The following is a 14588-nucleotide window of genomic DNA, read 5'->3' as shown; positions in this document are numbered from 1 at the left end:
CGCGTCCCGGCCGGGTCAGAACTCCTCGGGCGGATCCGCCAGGTCCGTCGTCGCCGGCTCCTCCGGCTCGGCCACCCAGGCGGAGAAGACCGGCACCCCGTGCCACGGCCCGCCATTGCGGTCGGTGGCCACGGCGACGACCGCGTACGGGTGGCCGAAGCGCAGCTCCGCGGTGCGGGCGACGCCCTCCGGGGCGAGGCTGGCCAGCGCGAAGGCGGCGGTCACGGCGGCCGCCTCGAAGCCGTACCGGCCGTAGCGGGCCATCGCCGCCTGCCGCGCCTCGAGTCGCGGGGCGGGCTCGCCGAGCAACCCGCCCAGCGTGCGGACCACCGCGGGGAAGCCCAGCGCCGGGGCGGTCAGGTCGTGCTCGTCCCGGGCCGACCAGCAGGGCAGCACTGCCGTGTGCCGCTCCTCCCGGCCGTCCGGGGCGTGGGTGTGCACCCGCTTCTCCCGCACCGTCCACGCCGGACCGTCGCCGAGCGGGAGCGCGAACAGCGAGCGGCGGCCGGCCGGCGCCTCGTCGACCGCCGTGGCGGCCACCTCGTACGCGGCGGCGAGCACGTCGGCGGCGGGCGTCGAGGGGTCGGCGGCGACCGACACCACCACCAGCGCCGCTCCGTCGCGCTCGACGGCCGGCGCGGCGTGCACGGCGGCGTCGCCGGCCGGTCCGGTCGCGGCGATCCAGGTCCGGTGGCCGCGGGCGGGGCTGCGGAGCACCCGGTCGAGCCGCCCCGCCCAGGCGCTGGCGCGGCCGAGCTGCCCGGCCGGGGCGAGGTCGAACGGGTCGGCCCAGGAGATCCGGGTGGCCAGGGCGCTGGCCAGCGCCAGCAGCACCTCCGGCGACCGGGTCAGCGGGAACCGGTCGATCAGTCCCAGGGTGTGCTCGCGGGCCCAGGCGTCCAACCCCGGCTGGTCGGGCAGCGGACCGGTCGCGGTGGTACGCGGCAGCGTGGCCCGCCACTCGGCCAGCCGCGCGGTGTCGTGGCCGGCCTGCTGCCAGACGGCGGTGGCGGACGGCACCAGCGGGTGCGGCCGGTCCAGCAGGGCCCCGGCCAGCTCCGCCGCGGCGGGCGCGCCGACGCCCAGGACGTCCTCCAGCTCGTCCCGGTCCGCGCCGGTCGCGGCCGGCGCGGCCAGCGCCAGCAGCAGCCAGGCGCCGAGCGGCGAGGCGACGTGGTGCCGGTCGCCGGCGGCGGCGTGCAGCCGGGCGGCGTAGCGGGCCAGCGGGGTGTGCAGGGTCCTCGTCATGCCCCTACTGTGCCCATCCCCGGCCCGGTCGGCACCCCCGCTCAGGACCACAGCTCGAACGGCTCGTCGATCTCCTGGCCGGCGAGGAACCGGGGGAGCAGCGCGGGCAGCCGGCCCGGGTAGAAGCGTTCCGCGCTGCCGACCACCTCGTCGACCGTCCACCAGCGGAAGCCGAAGTAGTCCTCCACCTCGTAGTCCAGCCGCTCGGCGCCGTCGACGTCCGGCCCGGCGGCGTCGAGCCGTACCGTCATCACCACCTCGTCCTGCAGGTGCCGGCGCTGCCGGTGGATGAAGCTGGCCCGCCGCCGCCAGGTCGGCGGGCCGAGCCGGGCGGCGGTGACCACGAAGCCGGTCTCCTCCCGCAGCTCCCGCACCGCGGTCTCGGCGTACGTCTCGCCGGGATCCATTCCGCCGCCCGGCAGCTCCCACCAGGTGCCGAGGCGGGGATGGTCCGGATCGCGGGTGTGGAAGAGCAGGATCCGGTCCTGCGCGTCGCGCACCACCAGCCGGACGGCGGTGCGTTCGACGACCGGCAGGTCTCCCGGCAGTTCGATCATGTCTCTCCTTCGGACGGGTCGACCGGTGGCAGGATGGCGGTCGTGGCGGAGCTCTTCGGCGAGGTGGCGGGCGACTACGACGACGCGCGGCCGGACTACCCGCCCGCGCTCGCCGAGGCCATCCTCGCCTACCACGGGCGGGTGCCGCCCCGACTGGTCGAGCTCGGCGCGGGCACCGGCCTGGCCACCGGGCTGCTGGCCCGGCTGGGCGCGCCGCTGACCTGCGTCGAGCCGGACCGGCGGATGGCCGCGGTGCTGGCGGCCCGCCACCCGGGGGTCGAGGTGGTGGTGGCCCCGTTCGAGGAGTGGACGCCGCCGCCCGGCGGGGTGCCCCTGCTGGCCTGCGCGATGGCCTGGCACTGGCTGGACCCGGCGACCCGGTGCCGGCGGGCGCACGACGCGCTCGCCCCGGGCGGCACCCTGGCCCTCTTCGCCCACCGCTACGACTACGTCGACCCGGCCCGGGCGGCCGCGCTGCGGGCGGCGTTCGAGTCGGTGGACCCGGACCGGCAGTACGACCGCCCGGAGGGCTGGTTCGGCGCGGAGGTCGCCGCCAGTGGGCTCTTCGTCGAGGTCCGCACCGAGCGGTTCCGCCGTCCGGTGCCGCTGACCACGGCCGCCTACCAGGGCCTGGTCCGCACCTTCTCGCCGCAGCTGCGCCGCCCGCCGGAGCTGCGGGAGCGGGTGCTGGCGGCGGTCGGCGCGGCGGTGGACGGCTTCGGCGGCACGGTGACGCTGGACCTGCGGACCACCCTGGTGCTGGCCCGCCGTCCGCACTGACCCGTCCGGGTCGGCGCCGCACCGGCGCTGCCGCCACCGCGGTCACCGCCGTGGCCGGTGCGGTCATCGCCTGACCGGCTGCTCAGCTCGGCGTCGCGCCGATCGTGGCGGCCAGCCCGGCCGGCAGGGGATAGGGACGCTCGTCGGGCAGCAGCGCCGCCGCGGCCCGGTCGTCGCCGGCGTCGAGCAGCGCCCGGATCTCCCGTGCCGTCGCGGTGACGTCGGTCAGCCCGACCACCCACTCGTCGACGTACCGGTCCGCGGCGGCGCGGGCGAGCCCGAGCTGGAGCGACCGGTACGACAGCGGGGCCAGCCGCAGCGACCGCTCGGGATCCCACTGCACCCGCACGTCGCTGCGCTTCAGCTCCCGGGCCCAGGCGGCCCGGTCGGCGTGCCGGGCCGGGTCGGGGGAGCTGGGGCAGGCCCGCTCGAGCGCCCACTCGAAGCCGGCGCGGGTCAGCTCGACCGCCAGCACCCGTTCCTGGCCCGGCTTGGTGGCCCAGCCGCAGCGGTACATCATCCACCGGAACGAGGGCTTGATCCAGGTCATCCGGCCGCGCCGGAACGGGGGGCAGAACCGGCCGGCGGCCAGCGCCGCCGCCGCGATCTCCGGCGGGTACGCCTGGTAGACGGTCAGCGTCGTGTCGGTGAAGCGGGCCCGGATCTGCCGCTGGGGAACCTGCACGCCCCGATCCTCGCCACCCGGCCCGCCACCGGTCGAGCGGATTACCCGGCGGGCGGGCCGGGCGCCGCGGCGGCGGTGGGGCTAGGCTGCCGCCCGTGGCAGGTCTGTTGAGGAACGTCGTCGCCCGGCTCGGTCGGGTGACCGGGGGTGCGGCCGCGCCGGCCGGTACCGCCGGCCGGATTCCGGCCCAGGTGGCCCGTCGCCGCCAGGTCGGCGCGTTGCAGCGCCGGGAGCTGACGTACGCCCCGGAGCGGGACGGCCGGGCCGACCCCGGTGAGATCGTCTGGACCTGGGTTCCGTACGAGGACGACCCCCGGCAGGGCAAGGACCGCCCGGTGCTGGTGGTCGGCCGGCACAGCCGCACGCTGTTCGGGTTGATGCTCTCCAGCCAGAGCGAGCGCGACGGTCAGCGGCACTGGCTGGCGCTCGGCCCGGGGGAGTGGGACCGCGACCAGCGCCCGAGCTGGATCCGCCTCGACCGGGTGCTGACCATGCGCGAGGACAGCATCCGGCGCGAGGGCGCGGTGCTGGACCGGGGTCGCTTCGACCGGATCGGCCAGGCCCTGCGCGCCGGCTACGGCTGGCGCTGACGAGGTCGCTCGGCCGAGCTGAATTCGCGCGTTTGTCCTTGACATGGCACCCCCGACGAGTACATTCAACTTATCGGTTTATAACCCAGGTGGTTGATTACAGTGACCTCACCAGATCAGGTCGGCGCCGTCTTCGCCGCCCTCGCGGATCCGACCCGCCGGGCCATCCTGGCCCGCCTGGCCGCCGGCGAGGCGACGGTCAACGAGGTTGCCGCGCCGTTCCCGATCTCGATGCAGGCGATCTCCAAGCACCTGAACGTGCTGGAGGCGGCGGGGCTGATCGTGCGCACCCGTGAGGCGCAGTGGCGGCGGTGCCGGATCGAGCCGGCGGCGTTGCGGGTCCTCGCCGAGTGGGTCGACCAGTACCGCCGGCTCTGGGACGACCGGTACGACACGTTGGACGGTTACCTGCGAGAGCTGAAGGAGAACAACCATGAACCCGACCGGTGACCTGACCGTCGCGCTGCCCACCGACCGCGAGGTGGTGCTCACCCGGGTCCTCGACGCGCCCCGCGACATGGTCTGGGCGGCGCACACCGACCCCGCGCACCTGGCCCGGTGGTGGGGTCGCGGCAACCCGCTCGACGTCGAGATCGACTTCCGGGTGGGCGGCCGGTACCGGTTCGTCGAGCACGCCCCGGACGGCAACTCCTACGCCTTCCGCGGCGAGTTCCGCGAGATCGCGGCGCCCGAGCGGATCGTGCAGACCTTCGAGTTCGAGGGCGCGCCCGGTCACGTGGCGGTGGAGACACTCGTCTTCACCGAGCAGGACGGCCGCACGATGGTCACCGGCACCACCCGCTTCGACACCGCAGCCGAGCGGGACGCGATGGTGGGCTCGGGTATGGAGGAGGGCGCGCGGCAGTCGTACCGGGCGCTGGAGGAGTACCTCGCCACGCTGGTCTGAGCGGCCCGACGACGCCCGGCCGGGTGCTCAGCACTCGGCCAGGCGCGGGGTGTCCAGGAGCTGTCGGGGGGACCGGCGGGCCGTCACGCCCTTCGCCCGGTACATCGCGGCGTCGGCGGCGCAGAGCGCCTCGGTGAGCTGGGTCGGGCCGCTGACCGGCGCCAGGCCGACCGACGCGGTGACCCGTACGCTGCGCCCGCCCACCGGGATCGGCGCGGCCATCGCCGCACAGAGCTGGCGGGTGGCGTGGTCGATCCAGCGCCGGTCGACCGACGGGCTGCTCAGCAGGCCGGCGAACTCGTCACCGCCGAGCCGGGCGACCAGGTTGTCCCCGGCGAAGGCGGTGAGCCGTTGCGCGACGCTGACCAGCACCTGGTCCCCGGCGGCGTGCCCGTAGCGGTCGTTGACCTGCTTGAAGTCGTTGAGGTCGAGCACCACGGCGATCAGCGGCCGCCCGCCGGCGTCGGTGAGCAGCGCGGCGGCGATCCGGTAGAAGGCGCGCCGGTTGGGCAGGCCGGTCAGCGGGTCGTGGCTGGCGGCGTGCCGCTCGGCGGCCAGCTCCGCCTGCAGGTACTCGATCTCCGCCTCCGCCCGCAGCGCCCGGCGGCGCAGCTGCCACAGCGAGACGAGCGCACCCGCCGCGGAGATGCCGGACGCGACGCTCAGCGGATCCGGCACGAAACCTCCTCGCGGCGTCGGCGGACGACCCGGGACGCCGGCCGGCGCGCGGTGCCCGGCCGTCGTTCTCCCAGGAGGCTGCCCGGGTTTGGGGTAACTGACAGTGAACGGTCGGGTACCGCACACGTGGGTTATCATGCTCGCTGTCCATTGCAGATGCAATAGCAGATGCACGTGCAGCACGGCCTGATCCGGCGTCGCCGTCCTACCCGCCGCGACACCCTCCATGTGCGACACCGGACGGCTCATCACCGCACAGAAAGACCCCTCATGCAGCAGCCCCAGAACGGCGTTCCCGTCACCCACCTCCCCGAGCTGCGGTGGCAGAAGAGTCGGCGGAGCAACCCCAGCGGCAACTGCGTCGAGCTGGCCGAACTCCCCGGCAGGACGGGCATCGCGGTCCGCAACTCCCGCCATCCCGAGGGTCCCGCGCTGATCTACACAGTGGACGAGATCGCCGCGTTCGTCCTCGGCGCCCGCGACGGGGACTTCGACAACCTGATCGATCGGTAGTCGGTCCCGCCGGCGGGACCATCTCGGCCGCGCGGAGGAGTTCGCATCACCCACCGTCCATGGCATGCTTACACGTCGGTCGGGGGTGGGGCGCTCGGCCGGCGCACGGCCGAGCAGGTGGAGGGCGACGTGGCGATGGCGACCGCGGAGGGGGGACCGGCAACCGGGCCCACCGTGCTGCGCATGCTGCTCGGCGCCCAGCTGCGCCGCCTGCGCGAGGCCAGTGGCGTCACCCGCGAGGGCGCCGGCTGGGAGATCCGGGCCTCCGAATCCAAGATCAGCCGGATGGAGTTGGGCCGGGTCGGCTTCAAGGAACGCGACGTCGCCGACCTGCTCACCCTCTACGGGGTCAGCGCCGCCGACGAGCGGGAGGCGCTGCTCAAACTCGCCCGCGACGCCAACAGTCCGGGCTGGTGGCACCGGTACGGCGACGTGCTGCCCAGCTGGTTCCAGGCGTACCTCGGCCTGGAGGCCGCCGCCTCGCTGATCCGCACGTACGAGGTGCAGTTCATTCCCGGCCTGTTGCAGACCGCCGCGTACGCCCGCGCCGTCGTCCTGCTCGGCCACCGGCACGCCCCGGCCACGGAGGTCGACCGGCGGGTGGAGCTGCGGCTGCGCCGACAGGAGCTGCTGCGCCGCGCCGTCCCGCCACAGGTGTGGGCGGTGGTCGACGAGGCCGCCCTGCGCCGGCCGATCGGCGGGCCGGCGGTGATGCGCGGCCAACTGGACGCCCTGATCGAGGCCACCCGGTCGCCGCACGTGCGGCTGCAGGTCATCCCGTTCGCCGCGGGTGGGCACGCCGCCGCCGGCGGGGCGTTCACCATCCTGCGGTTCGGCGACGACGACCTGCCCGACATCGTCTACATCGAGCAGCTCACCAGCGCCATCTACCTCGACAAGCGCGACGACCTCGACTACTACGCGGTGGCGATGGAGCGGCTCTGCGTCGAGGCGGCGCCGCCGGAGCGGACGCCGGAGATCCTGGCCCGGCTCCGCGACGAGCTCTACCCGGCGTGACCGCCGCCCGGGGCGGCAGGGCGTGCGGGGATGCCTCTACCATGGGCCGCGACCGGTGACAGTGGACGGACGTCATCACGCGCGATGGCGCAGAGTCATGGAGGCGACACGTGACCACCGAAGCCCCGGGTGCCACCACGGCCGCCGCCCACCCGAGCGACCGGATCGACACCTCGGTGGCGCACCCCGCCCGGCGCTACAACTACTGGCTCGGCGGCAAGGACAACTTCCAGGCCGACCGGGAATCCGGTGATGCCATCTCGGCCCGCTTCCCGACCATCCGTACCAGCGCCCTGGAGAACCGGCGCTTCCTCCAGCGGGCGGTCCGCCACCTCACCCGCGAGGCCGGGATCCGGCAGTTCCTCGACATCGGCACCGGCATCCCGACCGCCGACAACACCCACGAGGTCGCCCAGCGGCTCGCGCCGGAGTCCCGGGTGGTCTACGTCGACAACGACCCGATCGTGCTGGCCCACGCCCGGGCGCTGCTGAGCAGCTCGCCCGAGGGCGCCACCGCCTACATCGACGCCGACCTGCGCGACCCGGAGAAGATCCTGCGCCACCCGGACCTGCTGCGCACCATCGACCTGTCCCAGCCGGTGGGGTTGATGCTGGTGGCGATCCTGCACTTCGTCCCGGACGCCGACGACCCGTACGCGGTGGTGCGCCGCCTGCTGGCGGCGCTGCCGTCCGGCAGCTACCTCGCCGCGTCGCACGCCACCCACGAATACCTCCCGCCGGCCGTCGCCGCGGAGGCCAGGGCGGCGGCGCGGGGCGGCGGCCCGCACGGGCTGATCAACCTGCGCACCCTCGACGAGTTCACCGGCTTCTTCGCGGGGCTGGAGCTGGTCGAGCCCGGCCTCTGCTCGGTCGCGGAGTGGCGGGCCGAGGCCGAGCCGCAACCGCGTCCCTCGGTGGCGGAGGTCAGCATGTACGGCGGGGTCGCCCGCAAGCCCTGAGCCCGGTTTCCCGAGGAACGGCGTCGGCTGCGGCCGGCACCGTTCGTCATGTGGCGTCCGTTTCTCCTTGACCGCCCCGAGCCGGTCCGGCTAGTCTCTGAATCGATCCAGACTGAATCGATCCAGAAGGGGGTCCGGGTGCGACCGACACTCCAGGACGTGGCCACGGCGGTCGGTGTGTCCCGCAGCACCGTCTCCAACGCGTACTGCCGCCCCGACCAGCTCTCGGCGGCGCTGCGCACCCGGATCCTCGACACCGCCCGGCAGCTCGGCTACCCGGGCCCGAACCCGACGGCCCGCTCGCTGCGGCGGGGCTTCGCCGGCGCGATCGGCGTCCTGTTCACCTCGCAGTTGTCGTACGCCTTCACCGACCCGTTCGCCGTCCGGTTCCTGGCCGGTGTCGCCGCCGCGGCCGAACGGCACGGCACCAGCCTGCTGCTCGTGCCGCTGCCCACCGGGGCGACGCAGGCCAGGGCGGCCGTGGAGAACGCGGCGGTCGACGGGTTCTGCGTCTACTGCGCCGCCGACGAGGACTGGGCACTGGACGTGATCCGCGGTCGCGGGCTGCCCTTCGTCACCACCGCGCCCCCCGCCGACGACGACGCCGGCGCCGAGCGGTACGTCGGCATCGACGAGCGGGCCGCCGCCCGGTCCGTCGCCGACCACCTCGTCAGCCTGGGGCATCGCCGGGTGGCGCTGCTCGCCGACACGGTGCTGCCCGACGCGCCACCGGGGCCGGTGCGGCTCGCCGGTGCCGACGCCGCGCGGCACCCGACCACCCGAGGTCGCCTGGCCGGTTTCGCCGACGCCCTGGCCGCGGTCGGCGTCGACTGGCCCGACCTCACGCTGCTCAACGCCACCGGCAACAGCCGCGCCGCCGGGGCCGAGGCGGTGGCCGGCTTCTTCGCCGGCGACGATCCGCCGACGGCCGTGCTGGCCGCCTCCGACGTGCTCGCGCTCGGTGCCCTGGACGCCCTCGGGGAGCGGGCCGCCACGGTCTCGGTCACCGGCTTCGACGACGTCGCCGAGGCGGCCGCGGCCGGCCTCACCACCGTCCGGCAACCGGCCGAGGAGAAGGGCCGGATCGCCGCCGAACTGCTGCTCGACCCGCCGGTGGACGCCGCCGCCGGGCAGATCCTGCTCCCCACCGAGCTGGTCGTCCGCACCTCCACCCGTCCCGTACCGAGGAGTTGACCATGGAACAGCCGACCGGCTTCACCCTCGCCATCGACGCGGTCACCCGCCACGTCAACTCGGCCCGCCCGGACGCGCCGGTACGCCCCGAGCGGGCCCGTCGCCACCGCCTCGCGCCCGTCCGGCTCGCGGCCGCGCACGCACTGCGCCGGCTCGCCGACCTCACCGAGCCGGCGCCCGCGCCCGCCCCGACCTGCCGCCCCTGACCGCCGGGGTGGCCGAGGCCACTCCGGTAAGCACCCGGTAGGGTGCTTTTCCGGCCAGACGACACTCAACCGGGCACGACGGTTGGTGGCCGACCGGGCGGGCCGGGCAGACTGGAGCATCATGTCGTCGCTCACGCCCGCCGCGCGCCTGCACGATCGGTACGTCCTGCGCGCGCCCATCGGCCTCGGCGGAATGTCCGAGGTATGGCGCGCCGACGACGAGGTGCTGCACCGCCCCGTCGCGGTGAAGGCCCTCGTCGCGCAGCTCGCCGCCGATCCGCAGCTGCGGGCCACCATCCAGCGCGAGGCGCGGGCCGCCGCCCGGCTCACCCACCCGCACGTCACGCAGGTCTACGACTACGGCGAGGCGACCCTGCCCGACGGCGTGGTCGTGCCGTACCTGGTGATGGAGCTGGTCGAGGGGCGCAGCCTCGCCGACCGGCTGACCGCCGGCCCGCTGGCCTGGCCGGACGCGGTCCGCGTCGCCGGTCAGGTGGCGGCCGCGCTCGCCGCCGCGCACCGGATCGGCGTGGTGCACCGCGACGTCAAGCCGGCCAACGTCATGCTCACCGAGACCGGTGCCAAGGTCCTCGACTTCGGCATCGCCGCCCTCGCCGGTCCCCGGCACCCGCTGGCCGGCCAGACCGGCGAGCTGATGATGGGCACCCCCGCCTACTTCGCGCCGGAGCGGCTGACGCCCGGCCCACCGGACCCGGCCAGCGACGTGTACGCCCTCGGCGCGCTGCTCTACCGCACCCTCACCGGCCGGGCCCCGCTGCCGGTACAGACCTGGGAGGACGCCCTGGAGGTGCACGCGCGGCGCACCTCGGTGCCACCGCTGCGGATCCCCGGGCTGCCCGCGGACATCGCCGAGCTCACCATGGCCTGCCTGGCCGTCGACCCGGCCCGCCGGCCCACCGCCGCGCAGCTCGCCGCCCGGCTCGGCGCCGGCCGACCGGCCGAGCCGCCCACCGCGCTGCTCCCGACGGTGCCGGCGCCCCCGCAACCCACCCTCGTCGACCGGGCCGTCGGGGCGCCCCGGCCGCCCGCCGGCCGTCCCGCGCCCCCGGTCGCCGCTCGGCCGCGCCGCCCGAACCGGGCGCTGGGCGTCCTCGTCACGGCCGGCGTCGCGCTGCTGCTCGGCCTGGTCGGCGTGCTCGTCCTCGACGACGGGCCGGACCACCGCACCCCGGCCGCGCCGATCACCGCCGTGCAGGACGAGCCCAGCGTCGAGCCGACCCCGTCGGCGGAGCCGTCCACCGCCCCGCCGTCGCGGGACGAACGGCCGGCGCCACGCACGGTGGGGCAGCTCGCCGACGAGTTCGCGGTCCTGCTCGACCAGGCGGAGGCGGCCGGCGACATCGACCCGAAGACCGCCGACGAGCTGCGCGACAAGCTCACGGAGTTGGAGGAGGGCAAGCCCAAGGACCGGCTCAAGCGGCTGCGGGAGCTGGCCGGCCGGCTCGCCGAGGCGGTCGAGAACGACCGCATCGACGACGGCACCGCCGCCGAGCTGCGCGACCTGCTGGCCGGCTGGCCGCGCTCGCGGGGCAACGACTGACCCGGCTCAGACGGCCTCGACCGGGTCGCCGACCTCGACCCGACCCGCCCGCACCACCACCGCGTACGCGCCGACGCACGGCTGCGGCCCGAGCGCCGGCAGCGGCACCACCCGGTTGAGTCGGGCGGCCGCGCGCAACGCCTCCGGGTCGGGCGGCAGCGGTCCGTGCGCCAGGGTGAGCACCGCGCAGCGCGGGGTGGGCGCCACCACCCGCAGCACCAGTTCGGCGCCGACGCGCAGCTCCCGACCCACCCAGCCGTTCTCCACGAAGGCGGGGCCGGCGTTGACGACCAGGTTCGGCCGGTACCGCACCGGGTCGACCGACCCGAGCGCGGCCAGGGTGGCCGTGGCGACCAGGTGCACCGGCGCGAAGTCGACCAGGCTGCCCGGTGGGGCCGCCCCGCCCAGCCGGCTCTGCGTCGTCGGCGTCACCGCCGCCACGCCGGCCGACAGCACCGCGTCCGGGTCGGCCCGTTCCAGCACGGCGTCGTCCGGCACCGTCGCGGTGAGCCGCACCGCCCGACCGAGCAGCCCGGAGAGGGCGTCGTCCGCCCAGTCGTCCACCGTGGTCAGCACCGTGCCGTCGGGGAGGGTGAGGCGTACCGGATCGGGGGCGCCGCCGGCCGCGCGGACGGTGAGCAGGCGCCGCCACAGCCGCGGCTGCTTGGCGCTGGCCACCCGCCCGGTGGCGCGGTCCACGAGGGCGAGGCGGCGGTCCCCGGCCACCCCCCGCTCGTCGACCGTCGCGGCGGTCAGCGGCTCACCGAGCATCGACTTCACCGGGTAGCGCCAGAGCTCCCCGAGGCCGCCGGTCATTCGTGGGCCGTCCACACCCGGGCCGCGGCCTGCGCCAGCCGCCGCGCGTCGAGCGGCCCCGTCCGCGCGCGCAGGCCCACCGCCCCGTCCAACAGCCGGACCGGCCCGGCCTCCGCCAGGAACGCCGTCAGCAGGTCGCCGGCCAGCGCGGCGTACGGCGAGGCTGGGTCGGTGGCCACTTCCGCGACGATCAGCGCGGTCATCGCCACGTCCAGCTCCGGCGGGCCCTCGCCGGCGTTGCCCCAGTCGACGACCACCGGCCCGTCGGCGGTGACCAGGACGTTCTCCGGGTGCAGATCCAGGTGCAGGACCCGGGCGGTCGGATCGGGAGAGGCCCGCGTGGGCAGGGCGTGCAGCCGGTCGTGCAGGGTGGCCAGGATCCGGGCGCCGGACCGGATGTCGACGACGCCGGTGACGAGCGCCTCGGCCAGCGTCGGCCCGGCCAGCCGGGTCATCTCCAGGTCGGGTCCGTCGGCCCGGAACACCTCCGGCACCGGGTAGCCCTGCGCGCGCAGGTACGCCATAAGGTCCGCCTCGGCACGGACGTCGCCGCCGTCGCGACAGCGGCGGATCACCCGGTCCGCACCGAGGGCGTACACGTCAGCGACCCGGCCGGAGGCGAGCGGCGTGACGGCGAGCATCGGCTCACGGTAACCCGCGGCCCCGCCTCGCGTGGCCTCCGCCCGCGCGGCCCCGCCGGTCCGGCCGGCCGCCGCCGGGGCGAGGTCGACGGCCGACCGTGGTCAGTGGAGGGTGGCGCGGACGACCTCGCCGGGCGCGGCGCCGGCGCGGACCACCGGCGTGCCGTCGGGCCGCCACACCCCGGAGCCGCCGGCGCTTCGCGGGTAGTGGCTGCCGGACGGCCCGGCGAAGCTGGCGGTCGCCACCCACACGCCGTGCTCGGCGGCGACCCGCCGGGCCCGGGCGTCCGGCACCGCGGCGTCCGCGGGCGCCTCCAGCACCCCGGCCAGGTACGCGTCCACCCCGAGCGCCACGGTCCGCGCCGCGTGCTCCACCACCCCGGTGTCCTTGCAGACGGCCAGGCCCAACCGCCAGCCGTCCACCTCGACCACCGCCGGCTCCCGGCCCGCCACGAACCGCGCGGCCTCCGCCCCACCCAGGAACATCTTCCGGTACGCCACCCGCGCGCCGCCGTCGTCCACGGCCAGCACACCGATGTACGCCGCACCCGCGTCGTCGGCGACCGGTGCCCCGGCCAGCGCCAGCGTGCCCGTCGCCAGGCACGCCGCGACCAGCGGCGCCAGCCGGGGGTCCGCCGGGTCGAGCGGGGGAGCGTCCAGCTCGTACCCGGTCAGGGAGAGCTCGGGAAAGAGCACCACCCGGGCGTCGGCGGCGCGGACCAGCGCGGCGTGCGCCGCCACGTTGGCGGCGACGTCGTACGGAACGCAGCGGGGTTGGGCCACCGCGAGGGTGAACGGCGTACGCACGACTCGGCTCCCTTGCTGGATCTCCCTCGGCGCGGGCACCGAACGTGGTCGAGGCGCGCGCCGGCTCGTAACTTTGGTCCATGATCCCTGGCTCGCTGGCGCTCCACCCCCGCGCGGTCGTGTCCACCTCCGAACCGTCCGCGGAAGGTCCGGTCGGCTACGTCACCGGACTGGTGGAGCGGCTCGGCGGCCCGGGCGCCGGGCTGGCCGTGGCGCTGGAGAACCTCTTCCCGCCGATCCCGAGCGAGGTCATCCTTCCGCTGGCCGGTTTCGCCGCCGCGCAGGGAAAGATGAGCCTCGTCGGGGCGATCCTGTGGACCACGCTCGGCTCGGTGGTCGGCGCGTGGGTGCTGTACCTGATCGGTGCCGCCCTGGGCCGCGACCGGATGCGCGCCATCGCCGCCCGGCTGCCGCTGGTCAAGCTCAGCGACGTCGACCGGACCGAGGCGTGGTTCCTCAAGCACGGCGTCAAGGCGGTGTTCTTCGGGCGGATGATCCCCATCTTCCGCAGCCTCATCTCTGTGCCGGCCGGGGTGGAACGGATGCCGGCGCGCACCTTCCTGCTGTACACGACGCTGGGCAGTCTGATCTGGAACACGACCTTCGTGCTGGCCGGCTACCTGCTGGGCGAGAACTGGCACGTGGTCGAGTCCTACGTCGGTTCGTTCCAGAAACTGGTCATCGCCGCCTGCGTGGCCGCCGCGGCCTGGTTCGTCGTCACCCGCGTGCGCCGTGCCCGCCGGGCCCGCGCCTCCGCCGTCGCGTCCCCCGACCCGTTCGACCCGGCGCCGGCCGGGCCGATGCAGGTCGGCGAGGTGAGCGGTCACCGCGGCACCGTCTACCGCGCCTCCTCCTGGCGCCGCGACACCTGACCCCCGGTACGTCCTGCGTTCGGGCCTCAAGGTCCGTCCGTGCACGATTGTCCGGTTCGGTGGGGCCGCGCCCGACCTGGCTGGCCGGCCAGGTGCTCACGCACGGACTGTCCGATTCCGGGGCGCTTGGGTGCCGACGATGTCCGGGTCTGGGCGAGCCGGTCCGGGTCGTCCCGTGACTGGCGGCACCCGGGCGGCGGAATGGTGGCCGGGCCGGGGTCGTTACATCACCTGGACGATCGCAGCAGCACCCGCTGGCCTGGCCCCATCGAGTGGCCGGCCCGGGATGCCGGGCCCCCGGAATGATGGTGGGCCGCCGGTCGTTACACATGGACCCGGCGCCGAGCCCCCCGCTCGTGAAGCCTGCCGGGCGAAGACTTTCCCCCTTGAATTCTTTGAGCGCCGTCGTGGTGCTTGCACCCGCTCGACCCCCATCGAGCCTGGGTGCCAACCCCCGAATGGAGCCACTTCTGATGAACACCACCATTCTGCGTAAGAGCGTGCTGGGTATCGCTGGTCTGGCCTTCGCCGGTGGCGTCTTCGCCGGCCCCGTCACC

The 14588-nt window shown here is 75.5% G+C and carries 18 protein-coding genes; 11 read left to right on the top strand and 7 right to left on the bottom strand.

What is annotated here, in order from left to right; translation table 11 throughout:
• Positions 1-15: 15 nt before the first annotated feature.
• Together V6U89_RS22055 and V6U89_RS22050 are read right to left on the bottom strand one after the other, a co-directional pair.
• Positions 16-1248, bottom strand: a complete 1233-nt coding sequence (locus tag V6U89_RS22055) for a hypothetical protein (protein WP_334573248.1) — start codon at positions 1246-1248, stop codon at positions 16-18.
• A 41-nt stretch (positions 1249-1289) separates the two neighbouring features.
• Positions 1290-1805, bottom strand: a complete 516-nt coding sequence (locus V6U89_RS22050) for an NUDIX hydrolase (protein ID WP_334573247.1) — start codon at positions 1803-1805, stop codon at positions 1290-1292.
• A 42-nt stretch (positions 1806-1847) separates the two neighbouring features.
• Here V6U89_RS22050 and V6U89_RS22045 point away from each other — a divergent pair, with 42 nt between their 5' ends.
• Positions 1848-2585 (top strand): class I SAM-dependent methyltransferase, encoded by a 738-nt coding sequence (locus tag V6U89_RS22045; protein WP_334573246.1) that lies wholly within the window; start codon positions 1848-1850, stop codon positions 2583-2585.
• Positions 2586-2667: 82 nt separating this feature from the next.
• Here the strand turns inward: V6U89_RS22045 and V6U89_RS22040 are convergent, their stop codons facing one another.
• Entirely contained in the window at positions 2668-3270 is a 603-nt protein-coding gene (locus V6U89_RS22040; protein ID WP_334573245.1) for a DUF4291 domain-containing protein, read from the bottom strand.
• A 95-nt stretch (positions 3271-3365) separates the two neighbouring features.
• On the opposite strand from V6U89_RS22040, the gene V6U89_RS22035 reads away from it, so the two are divergent.
• The 3 genes from V6U89_RS22035 (at position 3366) to V6U89_RS22025 (ending at position 4767) form a co-directional block, all read left to right on the top strand.
• Positions 3366-3860: a type II toxin-antitoxin system PemK/MazF family toxin gene (locus V6U89_RS22035; RefSeq protein ID WP_334573244.1), complete on the top strand. Its 495-nt coding sequence runs from the start codon at positions 3366-3368 to the stop codon at positions 3858-3860.
• A 102-nt stretch (positions 3861-3962) separates the two neighbouring features.
• On the top strand, positions 3963-4310 hold the full coding sequence (locus tag V6U89_RS22030) for an ArsR/SmtB family transcription factor (protein WP_179804495.1): 348 nt from the start codon (positions 3963-3965) through the stop codon (positions 4308-4310).
• Entirely contained in the window at positions 4294-4767 is a 474-nt protein-coding gene (locus V6U89_RS22025) for an SRPBCC family protein (RefSeq protein WP_334573243.1), read from the top strand. Before V6U89_RS22030 ends, V6U89_RS22025 begins: the two co-directional genes overlap by 17 nt.
• Positions 4768-4794: 27 nt before the next feature.
• Here V6U89_RS22025 and V6U89_RS22020 read toward each other — a convergent pair whose 3' ends face one another.
• Positions 4795-5445, bottom strand: coding sequence for a GGDEF domain-containing protein (locus tag V6U89_RS22020; RefSeq protein WP_334573242.1), 651 nt, complete (start codon positions 5443-5445; stop codon positions 4795-4797).
• 270 nt (positions 5446-5715) lie between these two features.
• Here V6U89_RS22020 and V6U89_RS22015 point away from each other — a divergent pair, with 270 nt between their 5' ends.
• The 6 genes from V6U89_RS22015 (at position 5716) to V6U89_RS21990 (ending at position 10895) form a co-directional block, all read left to right on the top strand.
• Positions 5716-5958 (top strand): DUF397 domain-containing protein, encoded by a 243-nt coding sequence (locus V6U89_RS22015; protein ID WP_334573241.1) that lies wholly within the window; start codon positions 5716-5718, stop codon positions 5956-5958.
• 129 nt (positions 5959-6087) lie between these two features.
• Entirely contained in the window at positions 6088-6975 is an 888-nt protein-coding gene (locus V6U89_RS22010; protein WP_334573240.1) for a helix-turn-helix domain-containing protein, read from the top strand.
• A 110-nt stretch (positions 6976-7085) separates the two neighbouring features.
• Positions 7086-7934 (top strand): SAM-dependent methyltransferase, encoded by an 849-nt coding sequence (locus V6U89_RS22005; RefSeq protein WP_334573239.1) that lies wholly within the window; start codon positions 7086-7088, stop codon positions 7932-7934.
• A gap of 138 nt (positions 7935-8072) precedes the next feature.
• Positions 8073-9128: a LacI family DNA-binding transcriptional regulator gene (locus V6U89_RS22000; protein WP_334573238.1), complete on the top strand. Its 1056-nt coding sequence runs from the start codon at positions 8073-8075 to the stop codon at positions 9126-9128.
• Positions 9129-9130: 2 nt separating this feature from the next.
• A complete protein-coding gene (locus tag V6U89_RS21995; RefSeq protein WP_154937752.1) occupies positions 9131-9334 on the top strand; it encodes a hypothetical protein in 204 nt (67 codons plus the stop codon).
• A gap of 121 nt (positions 9335-9455) precedes the next feature.
• On the top strand, positions 9456-10895 hold the full coding sequence (locus V6U89_RS21990) for a serine/threonine-protein kinase (RefSeq protein WP_334573237.1): 1440 nt from the start codon (positions 9456-9458) through the stop codon (positions 10893-10895).
• A gap of 6 nt (positions 10896-10901) precedes the next feature.
• Here V6U89_RS21990 and V6U89_RS21985 read toward each other — a convergent pair whose 3' ends face one another.
• The 3 genes from V6U89_RS21985 to V6U89_RS21975 form a co-directional block, all read right to left on the bottom strand.
• Positions 10902-11711, bottom strand: a complete 810-nt coding sequence (locus V6U89_RS21985) for an MOSC domain-containing protein (RefSeq protein ID WP_334573236.1) — start codon at positions 11709-11711, stop codon at positions 10902-10904.
• Positions 11708-12352 carry a phosphotransferase gene (locus tag V6U89_RS21980; protein ID WP_334573235.1) on the bottom strand — a complete coding sequence of 215 codons (645 nt, stop codon included), beginning with the start codon at positions 12350-12352 and terminating at the stop codon, positions 11708-11710. Before V6U89_RS21980 ends, V6U89_RS21985 begins: the two co-directional genes overlap by 4 nt.
• A gap of 102 nt (positions 12353-12454) precedes the next feature.
• A complete protein-coding gene (locus V6U89_RS21975; protein WP_334573234.1) occupies positions 12455-13159 on the bottom strand; it encodes a carbon-nitrogen hydrolase family protein in 705 nt (234 codons plus the stop codon).
• 80 nt (positions 13160-13239) lie between these two features.
• On the opposite strand from V6U89_RS21975, the gene V6U89_RS21970 reads away from it, so the two are divergent.
• Positions 13240-14031 carry a DedA family protein gene (locus V6U89_RS21970; RefSeq protein ID WP_334573233.1) on the top strand — a complete coding sequence of 264 codons (792 nt, stop codon included), beginning with the start codon at positions 13240-13242 and terminating at the stop codon, positions 14029-14031.
• The last annotated feature ends 557 nt before the right edge of the window (positions 14032-14588 follow it).

Origin of the sequence: Micromonospora sp. CPCC 206171 (assembly GCF_036906755.1) — a bacterium.
Taxonomy (GTDB): domain Bacteria; phylum Actinomycetota; class Actinomycetes; order Mycobacteriales; family Micromonosporaceae; genus Micromonospora; species Micromonospora purpureochromogenes.
Note: the sequence above shows the minus strand (reverse complement) of the source record. Positions and strands in the feature narration are given on the sequence as shown.

Coding starts and splice junctions, on each gene's coding strand:
- V6U89_RS21970 (WP_334573233.1), top strand. CDS start 13,240: ATGATCCCTGGCTCGCTGGCGCTCCACCCCCGCGCGGTCGTGTCCACC.
- V6U89_RS21985 (WP_334573236.1), bottom strand. CDS start 11,711: ATGACCGGCGGCCTCGGGGAGCTCTGGCGCTACCCGGTGAAGTCGATG.
- V6U89_RS22050 (WP_334573247.1), bottom strand. CDS start 1,805: ATGATCGAACTGCCGGGAGACCTGCCGGTCGTCGAACGCACCGCCGTC.
- V6U89_RS22025 (WP_334573243.1), top strand. CDS start 4,294: ATGAACCCGACCGGTGACCTGACCGTCGCGCTGCCCACCGACCGCGAG.
- V6U89_RS21995 (WP_154937752.1), top strand. CDS start 9,131: ATGGAACAGCCGACCGGCTTCACCCTCGCCATCGACGCGGTCACCCGC.
- V6U89_RS21980 (WP_334573235.1), bottom strand. CDS start 12,352: ATGCTCGCCGTCACGCCGCTCGCCTCCGGCCGGGTCGCTGACGTGTAC.
- V6U89_RS21990 (WP_334573237.1), top strand. CDS start 9,456: ATGTCGTCGCTCACGCCCGCCGCGCGCCTGCACGATCGGTACGTCCTG.
- V6U89_RS22055 (WP_334573248.1), bottom strand. CDS start 1,248: ATGACGAGGACCCTGCACACCCCGCTGGCCCGCTACGCCGCCCGGCTG.
- V6U89_RS22015 (WP_334573241.1), top strand. CDS start 5,716: ATGCAGCAGCCCCAGAACGGCGTTCCCGTCACCCACCTCCCCGAGCTG.